The sequence below is a fragment of the Halalkalibacter okhensis genome, assembly GCF_000787375.1.
GTDB classification, from domain to species: Bacteria; Bacillota; Bacilli; order Bacillales; family Bacillaceae_D; genus Halalkalibacter; species Halalkalibacter okhensis.
The window spans coordinates 44,287-58,766 of sequence record NZ_JRJU01000012.1 but is presented as its reverse complement, the minus strand read 5'-3'; the positions used below and the strand labels follow the sequence as shown (position 1 = coordinate 58,766).

14 protein-coding genes are annotated in these 14,480 nt (G+C 38.2%); 4 read left to right on the top strand and 10 right to left on the bottom strand.

The window, feature by feature from the left end; translation table 11 throughout:
- Positions 1 to 488: 488 nt before the first annotated feature.
- The 4 genes from LQ50_RS10555 (at position 489) to betB (ending at position 4,549) form a co-directional block, all read left to right on the top strand.
- Entirely contained in the window at positions 489 to 1,550 is a 1,062-nt protein-coding gene (locus tag LQ50_RS10555; protein WP_052144691.1) for an amidohydrolase family protein, read from the top strand.
- Positions 1,551 to 1,562: 12 nt separating this feature from the next.
- Positions 1,563 to 1,922: a Rieske (2Fe-2S) protein gene (locus tag LQ50_RS10550; RefSeq protein ID WP_034628939.1), complete on the top strand. Its 360-nt coding sequence runs from the start codon at positions 1,563 to 1,565 to the stop codon at positions 1,920 to 1,922.
- Positions 1,923 to 1,943: 21 nt separating this feature from the next.
- On the top strand, positions 1,944 to 2,945 hold the full coding sequence (locus tag LQ50_RS10545; protein WP_034628937.1) for an NAD(P)/FAD-dependent oxidoreductase: 1,002 nt from the start codon (positions 1,944 to 1,946) through the stop codon (positions 2,943 to 2,945).
- Positions 2,946 to 3,073: 128 nt separating this feature from the next.
- Entirely contained in the window at positions 3,074 to 4,549 is a 1,476-nt protein-coding gene (gene betB, locus LQ50_RS10540; RefSeq protein WP_034628935.1) for a betaine-aldehyde dehydrogenase, read from the top strand.
- Between the two features lie 255 nt (positions 4,550 to 4,804).
- Here betB and LQ50_RS10535 read toward each other — a convergent pair whose 3' ends face one another.
- The 10 genes from LQ50_RS10535 to yycF all read right to left on the bottom strand — a co-directional run bounded on the left by LQ50_RS10535 (position 4,805) and on the right by yycF (position 14,340).
- Entirely contained in the window at positions 4,805 to 5,542 is a 738-nt protein-coding gene (locus LQ50_RS10535) for an HIRAN domain-containing protein (RefSeq protein WP_052144690.1), read from the bottom strand.
- Between the two features lie 11 nt (positions 5,543 to 5,553).
- Positions 5,554 to 6,207 carry a HipA domain-containing protein gene (locus LQ50_RS10530; RefSeq protein ID WP_052144689.1) on the bottom strand — a complete coding sequence of 218 codons (654 nt, stop codon included), beginning with the start codon at positions 6,205 to 6,207 and terminating at the stop codon, positions 5,554 to 5,556.
- A gap of 180 nt (positions 6,208 to 6,387) precedes the next feature.
- The gene (rlmH, locus tag LQ50_RS10525) at positions 6,388 to 6,867 is read right to left on the bottom strand and encodes a 23S rRNA (pseudouridine(1915)-N(3))-methyltransferase RlmH (protein ID WP_034628934.1); all 480 of its coding nucleotides are present in this window, start codon (positions 6,865 to 6,867) and stop codon (positions 6,388 to 6,390) included.
- A 67-nt stretch (positions 6,868 to 6,934) separates the two neighbouring features.
- Entirely contained in the window at positions 6,935 to 7,096 is a 162-nt protein-coding gene (locus LQ50_RS24640; protein ID WP_070808131.1) for a CxxH/CxxC protein, read from the bottom strand.
- Positions 7,097 to 7,416: 320 nt separating this feature from the next.
- Complete coding sequence (locus LQ50_RS10520; protein WP_034628932.1) at positions 7,417 to 8,640, bottom strand: S1C family serine protease; 1,224 nt, start codon at positions 8,638 to 8,640, stop codon at positions 7,417 to 7,419.
- A 238-nt stretch (positions 8,641 to 8,878) separates the two neighbouring features.
- Entirely contained in the window at positions 8,879 to 9,673 is a 795-nt protein-coding gene (locus tag LQ50_RS10515) for an MBL fold metallo-hydrolase (protein WP_034628930.1), read from the bottom strand.
- A 26-nt stretch (positions 9,674 to 9,699) separates the two neighbouring features.
- A complete protein-coding gene (locus LQ50_RS10510) occupies positions 9,700 to 10,473 on the bottom strand; it encodes a two-component system regulatory protein YycI (protein WP_034628928.1) in 774 nt (257 codons plus the stop codon).
- Positions 10,460 to 11,809: a YycH family regulatory protein gene (locus tag LQ50_RS10505; protein ID WP_034628926.1), complete on the bottom strand. Its 1,350-nt coding sequence runs from the start codon at positions 11,807 to 11,809 to the stop codon at positions 10,460 to 10,462. Before LQ50_RS10505 ends, LQ50_RS10510 begins: the two co-directional genes overlap by 14 nt.
- On the bottom strand, positions 11,806 to 13,629 hold the full coding sequence (walK, locus tag LQ50_RS10500) for a cell wall metabolism sensor histidine kinase WalK (RefSeq protein ID WP_034628924.1): 1,824 nt from the start codon (positions 13,627 to 13,629) through the stop codon (positions 11,806 to 11,808). The genes LQ50_RS10505 and walK overlap by 4 nt, the downstream gene beginning before the upstream one ends.
- Positions 13,630 to 14,340 (bottom strand): response regulator YycF, encoded by a 711-nt coding sequence (gene yycF, locus LQ50_RS10495; protein WP_034628922.1) that lies wholly within the window; start codon positions 14,338 to 14,340, stop codon positions 13,630 to 13,632.
- Positions 14,341 to 14,480: the final 140 nt, after the last annotated feature.

Sequence of the window (14,480 nt, the reverse complement as noted above, 5' to 3'; positions counted from 1 at the left end):
CTTTTTTATCTTTAAATGTATCTATTTTACATGTGTATATTTTGTAGAGAAAAAAGGAACACCACTCAAGAGTGAAGACATGTTCCTTTTTTTCTCTAGTACTTTTTATGCTTTTAGTACGACGGGATGTTTCCTCGTCCTTCCTCGTTTCTTTTTCTTCACCCTACCTTTTGAAGTTCGTTGTGGTTGTCATTACCCTCTTTCAAATCCACCCCTTGGCTTCCTTAAGTCGAGGGTGATTTTTTATTTCCTGTGAATTGAACTTTAAACCTCAACTATGATCTATACCATCATTTTTTAATTCCATTTTCCTACTTTTTATACCTTTTACTTAAAAAGTTAATAAACTGTCACTGACGTTCACTGAGCTTCACTGACCTTCACTGAGCCATCTAATAGTTACTCACTGCCTCTCAGTAGGTTTGGAGGAGCTTTAAATGTAGTGATAAAATTCGCAATATAACAATAAATAAACAGGGGGTATTACGATGGCAAAAGAGCAAATTCGAATCGTAGATACAGATATACACGAACGCGTTCAATACAAGGATATACTGAAATATTTAGATGAACCTTTTAAACATTACATTCAAAATTGTCATTGGATCCAAGAAAAACATATGCCCTATACCCAGCCTGCTGTTGCCGGAGTAGATCGAGCAGATGCGATTTTACCTGATGGCCGTCCAGCTGGCTCCGACTTAGCATTTATGCAAAAACAACTGCTAGATGATGTTGGTCATGAGTTCGGCATCTTAACAAGTGCATTAGATCCATCACCATCATCCATGCATGGATGGTATGAAATGGCGACGGCATTAGCAACGGCCTACAATGATTGGCAAATTGAAGAATGGCTAGAAAAAGATGATCGTTTATATGGATCTGTGCATATTGCCGCACAGGATCTTCATGCTGCAGTAAAAGAAATTGAAAGAGTTGGTTCCCATCCAAAGATGGTCCAAGTTTTACTACCAATTGATGACATCATGTGGGGCGATCCATACTATCATCCTATTTTCGAAGCTGCCCAAAAGCATAATTTGATGATCGGTATGCACCATAATGAACCGCCTGTCTATTATGGAAAATGGCCAAGATATTTCATTGAGTGGCACACATTAATTCCTACTGCTCATATGAAACAAGTGACCAATATGATTTTCAATGGTGTATTTGATAAGTTCCCTAACCTCGGATTGATGATGATTGAAGGCGGATTTACTTGGGTTCCCCACATTATGTGGAAAATGGATCAACAATACCGTGACCTGCGCCATGAAGTACCTTGGTTGAAACGAAAGCCAAGTGATATTTTCAAAGAACAAATTCGAGTGACAACTCAACCGGCAGAAGAACTAACAAAAAAAGAGTTCATGTCTCTTATTGAACAAATGGGTACCGATGAAATCCTATGCTTCTCTACCGATTACCCACATTGGGATTATGATTCACCAACTCGTGCATTACCAAATCTAGACCCAGAATTAAAGAAGAAAATTTTTGCAGAGAACGCGAAAGCCTTTTATCCAAAACTACCTAATTCATAGGAGGGTTACTTTATGAATGAACAAGTTGTATGTAAAACAACCGATCTAGCGCCAGGCGAAATGAAGGCAGCTGATTTTGGAAGACAAAATGTATTAGTTTGTCGAACATTAGATGGTGAATTTTATGCGTTTCTAAATCAATGTACCCACCAAGGAGCAAGACTTGAAAAAGGAATGATTTGTGGAGCAACGACCGATAAGAGTAAACCAGGAGACTACGATTACTGTCGAAAAGGTGAAATTATTCGTTGCCCATGGCATGGCAGAGAATTTGATATAAAAAACGAAGGTAGAATGCTTGCCGAGCCTAACAAAAAATTACCAAATTATAAAGTACGAGTAGAAAACGAAGACGTTATCGTATACAAGTAGTTAGAAAAGAAGGTGAAAACAATGAATCTACCCGAGAATGTTGTAGATTCCATTATTATCGGAGCAGGACCGACCGGTTTATTCGCTGCCTTTTACGGTGGTATGCGCGAGATGTCAGTCAAAGTCATTGATAGCTTGCCACAGGTTGGCGGACAGTTAATGGCTCTGTATCCAGAGAAATATATTTATGATGTCGCTGGGTTTCCAAAAGTTTTAGCAAAAGACTTAGTTAGCCAATTAGAAGAACAAGCGAAACAATTTGACCCGAAAATATGCCTAGAGGAAAACGTTCAATATGTAGAAAAATTGGATGACCAGCTTTTTAAAGTAACAACGACAAAAGATGTTCACTACGCAAAAACAGTGATTATTACAAGTGGTGCTGGCGCCTTCCAACCACGCCGTCTTAAACATGAGAAAGCTAGCGAGTACGAAGGAAATAACCTTCTCTACTCTATTACCGATCTTCAAGCGTTTAAAGATAAAAAAGTGTGTGTTGCAGGTGGTGGAGATTCTGCTGTTGATTGGGCTTTAATGTTAGAAGGTATTGCAGAGAACGTCTCACTTATTCACCGTCGCGATACATTTAGAGCTCATGAACACAGTGTCAACCAATTAAAAGAATCAACTGTTGAGGTCAAAACACCAATGGTTATTGATGATTTAATTGGTCATGACGGATTTCTTGAACAGGTTGTAATTAAAGAAAACAAAGGGAATATGACTGAAAATCTAGATATAGATGCTCTTATTGTCAATCATGGATTCCTTACTGATATAGGTGCAATTAAAGAGTGGGGATTACATCTACAAAAAAATTCAATCGTTGTAAATGAAAAAATGGAAACAAATATTCCAGGAATTTATGCTGCTGGGGATATTACAACACATGCCGGCAAGGTTAAACTCATCATCTCCGGTTTTGGGGAAGCACCAACCGCTATTAGCCAAGCAAAGCATTACATTGATCCCAACGCCAAAGTACAACCTCCACATAGTACAACCGTGTTAGGTGGCACGTAAGATTGAGTTTCCTTGAAAAAACAAGTTAAAGGAAAACAAACAGCAGGTTCATTGGGAGCAATAATTGATAATTTGCTCCCTTCTTTTATTCTATAGCAGGATGCATTTAAAAGGAGGAAGTCAACTACATGATATTAAAAAAGATGTTCATAGATGGAAAATGGGTAGATGCAAAAAATGGTCAAACACGCACGATTATTAACCCATTCAATCAAGAAGAGATTGCAACTGTTGCAGAGGGTGATCAATCAGATGCCATAGCTGCAATCGTAGCCGCTAGGCAAGCTTTTGATCAAGGAGATTGGCCAAATACTCCGGTAACCGAACGAGCAAGCATTGTTCAAAAGATTGCAGAACTAATCGAAAGAGATAAAGAAGAACTAGCTGAACTTGAATCCCTTGATACAGGTAAAACCGTCGAAGAAAGCCGCGTAGATATGGATGATATTGCCGGCGTATTTCGCTATTATGCTGAAATTGGCGACAAAAATGGTGGAGAAATCATTCCTTCTCCCGTTCCAAATTCGGTTAGTAAAGTCGTACACGAGCCTGTAGGGGTTTGTGGACAAATTACACCCTGGAATTACCCATTACTACAAGCATCATGGAAGCTTGCACCAGCTTTGGTCACCGGGAACACACTTGTGATGAAACCAAGTGAAATTACACCTCTTACAACAGTTAAAGTATTTGAATTAATCGAAGAAGCGGGTGTTCCTGCCGGCGTGGCGAACCTTGTACTAGGGGCTGGTCATTCAGTTGGTGCTGAGCTTTCCACAAATGTGGATGTTGATTTAATCTCTTTTACAGGTGGAATTGAAACCGGGAAAAAAATTATGCAAGCCGCTAGTGTGAATGTGAAAAAAATAGCCCTTGAGCTTGGTGGAAAAAACCCTAATGTTGTGTTTTCAGATGCTGATTTTGAAACAGCTGTCGATCAAGCAATGAATGCTGTATTTTTCCACGCCGGACAAATTTGTTCAGCAGGCACAAGGCTGATTATCGAAGAAAGTATTCATGATGAGTTCGTGAAAGCACTAGTAGAACGTGTTAAAAACATCAAGCTTGGTAGTGGCTTTGATGAGGATACGCAAATGGGACCACTCATTTCAGCTGAGCATTTAGCAAAGGTTGAAAGCTATGTGGAAACAGGTATTAAAGAAGGCGCAAAGCTTGTATTAGGCGGTAAGCGTCCAGAAGATCCCGCACTTCAAAATGGCTTCTTCTATTTACCAACAATATTTACAGATTGCACAACCAATATGAGCATTGTTCAAGATGAAGCATTTGGTCCAATCATTACAGTAGAAAAATTCCAAACAGAAGAGGAAGCTATTAAGCTAGCAAATGACTCCATTTACGGATTAGCTGGTGGCGTATGGACAAACGACATCGTTAAAGCAGAGCGTTGTGTTGCCAAAATGCGCATGGGCACTGTCTGGATTAACGAATTCAACCTTTACTTCCCTCATGCACCATGGGGCGGATTCAAACAATCAGGTATTGGTCGAGAATTGGGTAAACTTGGACTAGAGGAATATACAGAAACAAAGCATATCTTCCACAACTTAGATCCAAAACCTATTAACTGGTTTGGAAAATAAGTAGTGGTTTAATGAAGAAAGATGCCCAAAGAATAGGATATCCATTTGATATCCTATTCCCACCTTCTATATTAATGTATTCAACCAGGTTCTTTGCAATTGATAATCCGATCCCACTGCCTTGGTGGATACCATATAACAAAAATCTATGAAGGTTGACCCTTCTTCAAATCAATGAAAAATAAGCCCTCTTTCATTAGTTCAAATTGATATATCTAATATGTTTTTTAAGTATCTCAACCAAATTAATTACTATTACTTAATATGAATTAAGTAACTTAATTCCTTAATATCAATATCTCCTTTAGAAATTCTCTCTTCTACAGAAACTGTTGGTCTACGATCATAAGAATCAATTGATTCAATGTAACCTGAAAGAAAATAACCCCTTTTTAACAAACTATAAAATACTTTATTGAACGGCTTTTGAATATATCCAACACGTACATTTCCATTTTCCGAGTCAATAATTTCAACTGCCTCGTTATCTATAGTATTTGTTTCCTCGTTACGTAAAATCACTTGATTATTAACCTTCAAATGAATGTTACTATTTTTCGTAAATGACCAACCTGCAATTTCACCATTGTAAGTTAATTTACCATTTTCAATATATACTGGCTCTAGAAATGATAAATTATCTGTTGCAGTTCTTCCCTTCGTAATTTTTAAGTACTCCCATGTAAGAGCATTACTGTTATGAAGATGGTAATCATTAATGAACTTTTTAAAAATATTACGGCTTTGACTAGGTAACCTTCTTTCAAAAACAGAAAATAACTTATCACCACAATATTCTTTGTTTAGGTCCTTCAATCCAACAAAAGGCATAAAACCTTCTTCCTTAGCTTGTAAGACAACGTCTATATTGTAAATAAATTTATAATTTAATCCTTTTGAATTAATATTTTTAGAAAGTAGTCCAACAAAATAATTTTTTTGGGACTTCGGTCCTTTCCAAGACACTAATAATTTTTCATTATCCTTGGGCATATCAAAACCCCCTACTTTATTAAATAATCTCTTCTTGTTTTTAAAATTTTTGTTACTAATTCTTTTTTTGATTCCGACATTACTATTGGTGGAACTTTATAAATAATATTTCCCAAAATTTCATCAGTAAGTTTTGCGACATTAGTCAAATATTTACTAATTTCTTGCGGATATAAACTTTTCACTTTCTCATAAAACTCTATAATATTTAGCCTTTTTTTTGTCCATGAATCTTCCCAGCGTATAAGCGTGGATGATTTATTCCCATATATATAAGCATTGAACATATTTTCATCACGCAACATAAGTTTTACCCGATTCTCGTTCATTTCTCTTCCAATTGATGAGGAATTATCATAAAATGGAGAGAATTTTTGTTGTCCAGTTTCTTCATTTCTGATTACTCCGAAATTATCCTGGTGGCGGTCAGTATTACCAATTAATGTATCAAATAGAATCATTTTAAATAATTCATCTAAAATCCCGTTTTCATAAAAAAGCCTATATAATAAGTCGAAATTATATATCTCATGTTCACCTTGTAATTTATCTCGATCATATGTTTCATCAAAATCCATAATCATGTCCGCACCCTCAATTAGACTATCATTAGTTTCATTTAGGAAAGACCAACATAATGCCCCGTATACTTTATCCCCAATCACAGGGCATACCTCCTTCTATGGTGGAATGAAGTGGTCGGGAAACCAACTTTATCCTACCATGAAGTGAGGTTTTTTTAATACCACGCTAGAAGCTCTTTTGAACCCCCGGCATAGCCAGGGGTTTTCTAAACCACAAAAAGGCGCAACTATTAAATAGTTACGTCTCTTTTAAAACCTCATTTACTTATGATACGGTTCACCCCGATTTATCCGAAAAGCCCGATAAACCTGTTCCAACAATACCAACTTCATTAACTGATGTGGAAACGTCATTTTGGAGAACGATAAACTCTCATTCGCTCTCTTCATCACATCATCACTTAATCCTAATGATCCACCAATGACAAAGGCTACCTTACTCTTTCCATAGGTTGCAAGCTTATCAAGGGTGTCTGCTAGTTGTTCTGATGTCATCATCTTTCCTTCAATTGCTAGTGCAATAACATGGGTATCAGGATGGATTTTTGCTAATATCCGTTCTCCCTCTTTTTCCTTTATTTGCTTCATTTCTGCTTCGCTAGCTTGTTCTGGTGCTTTTTCATCTGCGACTTCAATCGTTTCTATTTTTGCATAAGCACCTAATCGTTTTGTGTACTCATCTATCCCAAGCTTTAAATATTTTTCTTTCAATTTTCCAACAGTTACGATTTGGATATTCACAATGTGTATAACCTCCCATAATATTATCCACAGTAGTTATCCACATATCAACATAGTGGATAACAATTTAACTATCCACACTGTAGATGGCTACGCTATCACAAAAACTACAGCTTGTGGATAATGCCTCCTTCTTTGTTTCTACTTTTTCTACAACCGGTGCTAATTCTGCCTCATCGACTACCATATCAATAGCTACCTCGATGTGTTCATTGCAAGCATAATACATAAAACAACGTCCTTTCTTTTGCATTTTACATTATAGCATACCCTTTTTTATCGCTGTGGATAAATGAAATAAAAAAGAAGAACAGTGGAGAATGTTTTTCTCAACTGCTCTTCTCATAAAAGATGGGGACTGCATGGGTGTGCAGTGGGTTTAAAACCTTTTTTTCATATGCAGTGCGTACATGGGGGCACGGGCACTGGCTTCTCTCGCCGTGCGCCTTTTGAGAAGACCGCTCAAAAGGCTTAAAACATTACGGCGACTCCGCTCAGTGCTTCGCCAAAAGAAAAAAAGGTCAAAGACCGACCTTTTTTTCTTTTGGCTTAAAAACTTTCTTGTTCTGCTAGTTGGACGGTGATGACTTCTTTCTTTCCGTCTCTGTATATGGTGACTTCTAGTTCATCGCCGATTTTCTTTTCTGTGTACAGGTATCTTCTTAAGTCATGGCCGTCTTCCATTGGTTCTCCGTCGATATCGACAATGACATCATACTCTTGCATTCCTGCTCGGTCTGCTGGGGATGTTGGTGCGATGCTTGTAACGACCACTCCGCCTTTAATGTCTTCAGGAAGCTTCAATGTTTCTTGCCAATATGCGCTTGGAATTTCACTTAATGAGTGAATGCCTACACCCATTTGAGGGCGGCGTACTTCGCCAATGCTTTCTAAATCTTCTATAACAGGAATGGCGATTTCTGTTGGGATCGCAAAGCCAATTCCTTCAACTGAGCTTTGGGCAATCTTCATCGAGTTGATTCCAATGACTTGGCCTTCAATGTTCACGAGTGCTCCACCACTGTTACCAGGGTTGATCGCTGCATCGGTTTGCAGTACTTCTGCATGCCAATCAATTTGGCCGTTACCTGTTAAGTCGACAGGAATGCTACGTTCGGTTGCACTGATAATCCCTTGTGTGACGGTACTAGAAAAGCGGAGGCCTAGTGGATTACCAATAGCTAGTGCTGGTTCTCCTACGCGTAATGTTTTGGAGCTACCAAACTGCGCAACGGTCTCCACATTCGTCCCATCAATTTCAAGAACAGCTAAATCTGTAATGACATCTGTTCCTAGTAATTCTGCTGGTACTCTAGTACCATCTGCTAGGCTTACTTCAATTTCATTGGCACGTTCAATCACGTGATGATTTGTCACGACATATGCTTTATCACCACTTTTCTTATAAATAACACCAGATCCTGTTCCTTCATTTGCTTCTGATGATGAAAAGAAATTGGACTGCTGCATGTTAATGACACCAACCACAGCGTCTGATACTCGATCTACCGCCTGTGTGACATCACTATTTACATCCAAATTGACCGTTTGCAGGCCCTCTTGCGGCGTTTCTGAATCAAATACTGCTACCGACTCTGGCTCGGTGTTCAAATTATATGGTAATAGTCCGAAGTTCGCTAGAATCGGAATTGAAAATAGCACGCACAATCCTCCAATAATCGATCCGATAAAAGCTGTAATAATTGGAATGCCTCGATTCCTATTGTTACGTCTACTTGCTTGTTCTGTTACATGATCATCATAATAACCCATTTGTAACACCACCCTTTTTTTCCTAAATAAATAGTCATATTTACTTCTTATTATAATGAGAATTTGCCTGAAAAATAGCGCCAAAAGCGTTTTTCATTTATTTTTTACACTTCTTCTATAATTCCCAACAAACTTGACGCATAATCATGAAAACAGCCGGTCTAATCACTTTTTTTGCAAAAAAAAGAGAACACTGAAATCATCTTCAATGTCCTCTTCCTTGACTCTCTTCTCTATTTTAGACGACAGCTAATGCCGTTGGATTCAGTGGGTCCGTATCATATAGCTCAAATTGCTCACCAACCGCCATTCCTTGCTCTTTTAACACTTGTTCGACCGACAGACGAGCTAAATCTTTCATATTGTTATCAAGGCTTAAATGAGCCAAATAGATTCGACTCGTATTGTCGCCAATCACTTCTGATAGAGCAAGAGCCGCATCTTCATTCGATACGTGTCCAACATCACTTAAAATACGACGCTTCACGCTCCACGGGTATCGGCCCATTCGCAACATATTCATATCATGATTCGACTCAAAAATGAACATATCTGCTTTATCAATCGTTCCTTTTATTCTCTCACTAACATAGCCCATATCTGTAGCAAGGACTAGCTTTTTCCCTTCATGATGAAACGTGAAAAACATCGGTTCAGCCGCATCATGTGAGACACCAAAAGACTCGACATCCATGTTTCCAAATGTTTTTACTTCGCCTGTTGCAAACGTGAATTTTTGATCAGTCACAATCGTCCCAAGCTGCCCTTCCATGGCTTTCCACGTTTTTTCATTGGCATAGATCGGAAGTTTATGCTTTCTAGCAAAAATCCCGACCCCTTTAATATGGTCTGAATGCTCATGACTGACAAGGATTCCGTTTAGCTCTTTAGGATCTCGATTAATCTTTTGGAAGAGCTCGTCCATTTTCTTTCCACTTAAGCCTGCATCTATTAATAAACGCTGTTCTTCTGTCTCTACATAGACGGCATTTCCTGTACTGCCGCTTGCAAGGACACTAAAGCGTAAAGTCATAACTTTATCATTCCCCTCGCCAAAACTTATGTGAGCTGCTGTACAGACCCACCTATGGCATGAACTAAATACGTTTCTCCATCGACTGTAACACGCCACATTGGCGCAAATACTTGAACGTCCCCTGTTGGATTAAAAAAGCTATAGTAACCAAATTGAACATTTGTCACCGTTTGATTAGGTCGAATTAATTGGTCATTTAAAAGAACCTCAATCGCTTTTAAACTTGAAAGCATTTCACGCTCTTCTCCGTCTTGTTCTTCAAACTGAAAAAAGCGCTGTTGATAACTAATGATTTGTAGATCTTCATTTAATTGAAGAATCAATGGTTCATCATCCAAGGTGTATGCCGTCTTATCTCCATACGCCTGATACAAGAAGACTCGATTTTTTTCTGGATCAAATCCACCAAATCGATACTCGTCTCCTTCAAATACATATGTTGATAAAAACGTACCTAATTCGTTTGAAAAATCCTCACGTGTTAATGGAAAAGGTTCCTTGAGTTCAGCCACGATCGTGTGCTCATCGATTAATTCAGCTTCTTGTTCTTCTGATGCTAGAATTTCTTCTGGCGACAGATCCAAATGTTTGCCAACAACAAGCACCCCAGTCGACTCTTCTTCTGGTAAATCTACTTCAATTTTTACGTTATTTTCCCGAAGCACTTCTTGAATCGTTGCTTCTGTAATCATGCTAATTTGGTTCATATTATGGGTTTCTACCAATTGCCACGATAAAAATATATTTAAAAGAAAGAAGGTGATAATGAAAATTGTTTTTGTTCTACTCCAATCCATTTGCGTCACCTTCTTCCTTATCAAAGGTGACTTTTTGCCACCTATTGCCGTAATAAATAAACCAATGCGGCTCAACCGTTACAAACGAAGCGCTCCTTGTGACCATCTCATAGCCAACTGTCACTTTTGTTAACCTTGTTTCTTCAAAGAATTCTTGTTTCTTTAATTGTTCAATGACTTCCTCTCCAGATGGTAACTCGATTTGCTCTCGCGCATCAATCGGAAAAGGATCGAGCTCAAATAATGGCCTAGTGTAATTAACAATCTGTGTTCCTGAACGACTAATGTGTAACACCATATCGCCTTGTCCATCAAACGCAATCACAGGTAAGCCATTCACATGCATTCGATACGTTGCTTCATCACGGATATCAGATGTATTCCAGCTAGAGAGCAAATAATCATTTGTCCAGCCTCCATGGCCATTAATGAATTCATAGCTACTTAGCACAATATGTCTCGTACTTCGCTCTTGAGTTTCAATGAATACCGGATTGAAATATTCCATGAACAGCCCATTATTTTGCATCATAATAATTCGATTTCCATCTGTGTAAGAGTCTTCACCATCTGTTTGCTGATAGAATTTTACCGAATTAGGATCTGTAAAGAGTGATTGTTTATAGTATTCTGCTGACAATTCCGTCGTAGCATATGATAATCTTTCGGCCATAACGGGTTCTGTTGGCACATACACCTTCTCATTGAGGCGATCTGAGTAATCAGAATCTGCCAACACCGTTGATACTTTAATGAACTCATCAAATTTATCTACATACTCATCTTGGAACTCTCGAAAAGATAAACTAGTTTCAAACTCTACTAATCGTTCTTCTTCCGAAGATAGGATCTGCATTTGAACTTGATCGTTATCGACATAAAGAAATAATCGATCAATTTCCATAGAAGGCATGACAACTTCATCTTCATTTAACCCAAACAATTGTTGAAACATACTTACTGGTATTGAATCTGGAAAAATAAACTCGATACCTCTGTTAGCATGTTGCGTTGGAAAGTGATCTGTTGACAACATATTCACTTCGTATAGGTTTGCTGTCATCAATTTTTCGTATAGTTGTTTAAATTCAACCGCATCTTTTGGAATCATCGCATATTCTTGATTACGATGAACTATCATTTGTTCAGGCATGATCACTTCTGAAACCTTTCGTTCTTCCCGCTCCTCATTCATTGAGTCAGGAATATATCTTGATCCTGTATCATCGAGAAGGGCGATTTCTGGCTGAAAGGTGTAGAGTTGCCACGTTAAAATGATACTAATTCCAATCATCACAATTAAAATGGTTGTTTTTATATGCTCATAGCTCATCATCGTTCATCCTCCTTCATTGCATAATATGGCAATGTAAAGAAGATCGTTGTTCCTTTTCCATACTCACTTTCTGCCCAAATTTCCCCTTTATGTGCATGGATAAGTTCTTTTGCAATCGCCAAGCCAAGTCCCGTTCCACCGACGCTTCTCGCTCTTGCTTTATCAACACGATAAAAGCGGTCAAAGATTTTCCCCTGACTTTCTCTTGGAATGCCCATTCCTTCATCCTTAATACTTACTTGAAGTTGATGCCCTTGATGAAGCAATGCAATCGTTATGTTCCCACCCTCTGGTGAGTATTTCATTGCATTTGAAATCACATTATCAATGACTTGAGTCATTTTATCGGTCGCTATTTTGGCATAGGTCGGTTTTGATGGAATCTTTCTTTTAAAGGTAATATGTTTCTCTTGTGCAATCATCTCAAATCGATCGATAATATCATGAAGAAATAAACCAAGATCAATCGGTTCAAACTTCAATTTATAATCGTGGCTATCAATCTTTGATAGTTGCAGCAAATCATTTACCAGCCGGATCATACGCTCGGTCTCATTTTGAGTCACACTTAAAAAACGTGGTCCTAATTCCTGATCAGACATCGCACCATCTTCTAGCGCTTCTAAATAACTCTTCATCGTTGTCAGTGGTGTTCGTAATTCATGAGACACATTTGCCACAAATTCACGGCGTTCGTGTTCAATTTTCTCTTGCTCTGTGACATCATGTAAAACGGTAATCAAACCATTAATCGGTCCATCTTTCTCTTGAATAACTGAAAAGTTAGCTTCAAGTAAATACTCTTCTTCTTTCGTACTAAAATCTAAAAGAACAGAATCAGAGTGCTCATACAAGTCATAAAGAGCAAATGTATCTGATAGTTGAAGAACATCTGGCAAAAGTTGTCCCGTGACAGCTTTACTAGACACTGATAATAGTTCTTCAGCTCGCTTATTCATTAAAATGATTCGACCGTTTTGATCAGTTGCAATCACACCATCGGTCATATGTGTTAACACAGACTTAAGGCGTTTTTGTTCACGGTCTCTTGTTAAAGTTGCATCTTGTAGTTTCATCGTTAAATCGTTAAATGAAGTAGCTAACTGACCAATCTCATCGACACTATAAACTTTCACTTGATTTGTGAAGTCTCCTCTTCCCATCCGCATCGTTTGTTTTCTCATATCCATAATTGGTGAGGTAATTGTCCTAGCAACAAGAATAACAAGTACAGAAGAAATAATTAACGCAATAAATGTTCCACTCAACAAAATGCTATTAATTTGGCGAATTTGGCTATAAATATCCTCCATCGATGCTTCAATATATAAAGCACCAACGGGCCCATCATCCGTTTTAATTGGCACAGCTAATACACGCATCCTGTGACCTGTTATAGGGTCTCGTAGCACGTCTTCAAACTTATTGCCTAACAAAGCTCGCTTCACACGGACCTCCGTACTTTGCTGGCCGACGATATGTCGGTTGGACAAATTCGACGTACTAACAACGACTCGATTCTGATCAATAACTTGAACTTCTGATTGCTGTTCAAGGGAAAATGTATCACGAAGTAGTCTGTTTATATTGGATGTCAACGCACTTCGATCATCTTTATTTTTCGTCATTTCCTGGGCAAGATTAAAAGACAGCAAGTTCGCACGCTCGTCTAACATCTCGAAATAGTTTGTCACAAGCTGTCTTTCTAATTGCTTTGTAAAGTAAACACCGATAATTTGAATAGCAATAAAAATAATCAATACATAAATAATGATTAATTTGAATTGGATCGACTTAAAAAAGCCAACTTTTCGATCCATTTAAGATTGCTCCTTTTGTTCTGGTGATGATAAATAATAGCCTACCCCTCGTCTTGTAATGATCCAAATCGGATAACTAGGGTTGTCCTCTACTTTTTCACGCAGTCTTCGAACGGTTACATCTACTGTCCGCACATCACCAAAATAATCATAACCCCAAACAGCTTGTAACAAATGCTCTCGTGTCATCACTTGCTCAAGATGTTTGGCTAAATAATGAATCAGTTCAAATTCACGATGGGTCAGATCGATGGCCTCGCCACGCTTCTTCACTTGATAAGCCTCTGGATAAATCGTTAAATCCCCAACAGAAATTTCTTTTTGAGTCGTTGGTTCTTCTCCACTTGACTTATGACGTCGTAAATTTGCCTTCACACGCGCTAACAACTCTCTTGTACTAAATGGCTTCGTCACATAATCGTCAGCACCAAGCTCTAGCCCTAATACTTTGTCGATTTCAGAGTCCTTAGCCGTTAACATTATGATAGGTATATCAAATTGCTTCCGAACTTCTCTGCACACTTCCATGCCGTCTTTATGTGGAAGCATAATATCTAGTAAAATTAAATCAGGTTCTTCTTTATTAACAAGGTCAATGGCCTCTAATCCATCATAGGCACAGATGACATCATATCCCTCTTTTTCAAGATTGAACTTTAATATATCTGCTATTGGTCTTTCATCATCTACAACTAAAATGCGCTTATCCATTATGCAGATCTCTCCCGTCCATTGTAGTCTTACACCCATTCTAACACATGTAAGCACCATGCGTTGATAGGAACGAATGGTAATCTAGCTATTTTACACTAAAAAAGATTCGCTGTTCACTTTTTTCGTTTCTAAAAAAA

What these genes read in the sequence shown, in the direction of transcription:
- LQ50_RS10555 (WP_052144691.1), top strand. Translation starts at nt 489, where the DNA reads ATGGCAAAAGAGCAAATTCGAATCGTAGATACAGATATACACGAACGC.
- LQ50_RS10550 (WP_034628939.1), top strand. Translation starts at nt 1,563, where the DNA reads ATGAATGAACAAGTTGTATGTAAAACAACCGATCTAGCGCCAGGCGAA.
- LQ50_RS10545 (WP_034628937.1), top strand. Translation starts at nt 1,944, where the DNA reads ATGAATCTACCCGAGAATGTTGTAGATTCCATTATTATCGGAGCAGGA.
- betB (WP_034628935.1), top strand. Translation starts at nt 3,074, where the DNA reads ATGATATTAAAAAAGATGTTCATAGATGGAAAATGGGTAGATGCAAAA.
- LQ50_RS10535 (WP_052144690.1), bottom strand. Translation starts at nt 5,542, where the DNA reads ATGCCCAAGGATAATGAAAAATTATTAGTGTCTTGGAAAGGACCGAAG.
- LQ50_RS24640 (WP_070808131.1), bottom strand. Translation starts at nt 7,096, where the DNA reads ATGTATTATGCTTGCAATGAACACATCGAGGTAGCTATTGATATGGTA.
- LQ50_RS10520 (WP_034628932.1), bottom strand. Translation starts at nt 8,640, where the DNA reads ATGGGTTATTATGATGATCATGTAACAGAACAAGCAAGTAGACGTAAC.
- LQ50_RS10515 (WP_034628930.1), bottom strand. Translation starts at nt 9,673, where the DNA reads ATGACTTTACGCTTTAGTGTCCTTGCAAGCGGCAGTACAGGAAATGCC.
- LQ50_RS10510 (WP_034628928.1), bottom strand. Translation starts at nt 10,473, where the DNA reads ATGGATTGGAGTAGAACAAAAACAATTTTCATTATCACCTTCTTTCTT.
- LQ50_RS10505 (WP_034628926.1), bottom strand. Translation starts at nt 11,809, where the DNA reads ATGATGAGCTATGAGCATATAAAAACAACCATTTTAATTGTGATGATT.
- walK (WP_034628924.1), bottom strand. Translation starts at nt 13,629, where the DNA reads ATGGATCGAAAAGTTGGCTTTTTTAAGTCGATCCAATTCAAATTAATC.
- yycF (WP_034628922.1), bottom strand. Translation starts at nt 14,340, where the DNA reads ATGGATAAGCGCATTTTAGTTGTAGATGATGAAAGACCAATAGCAGAT.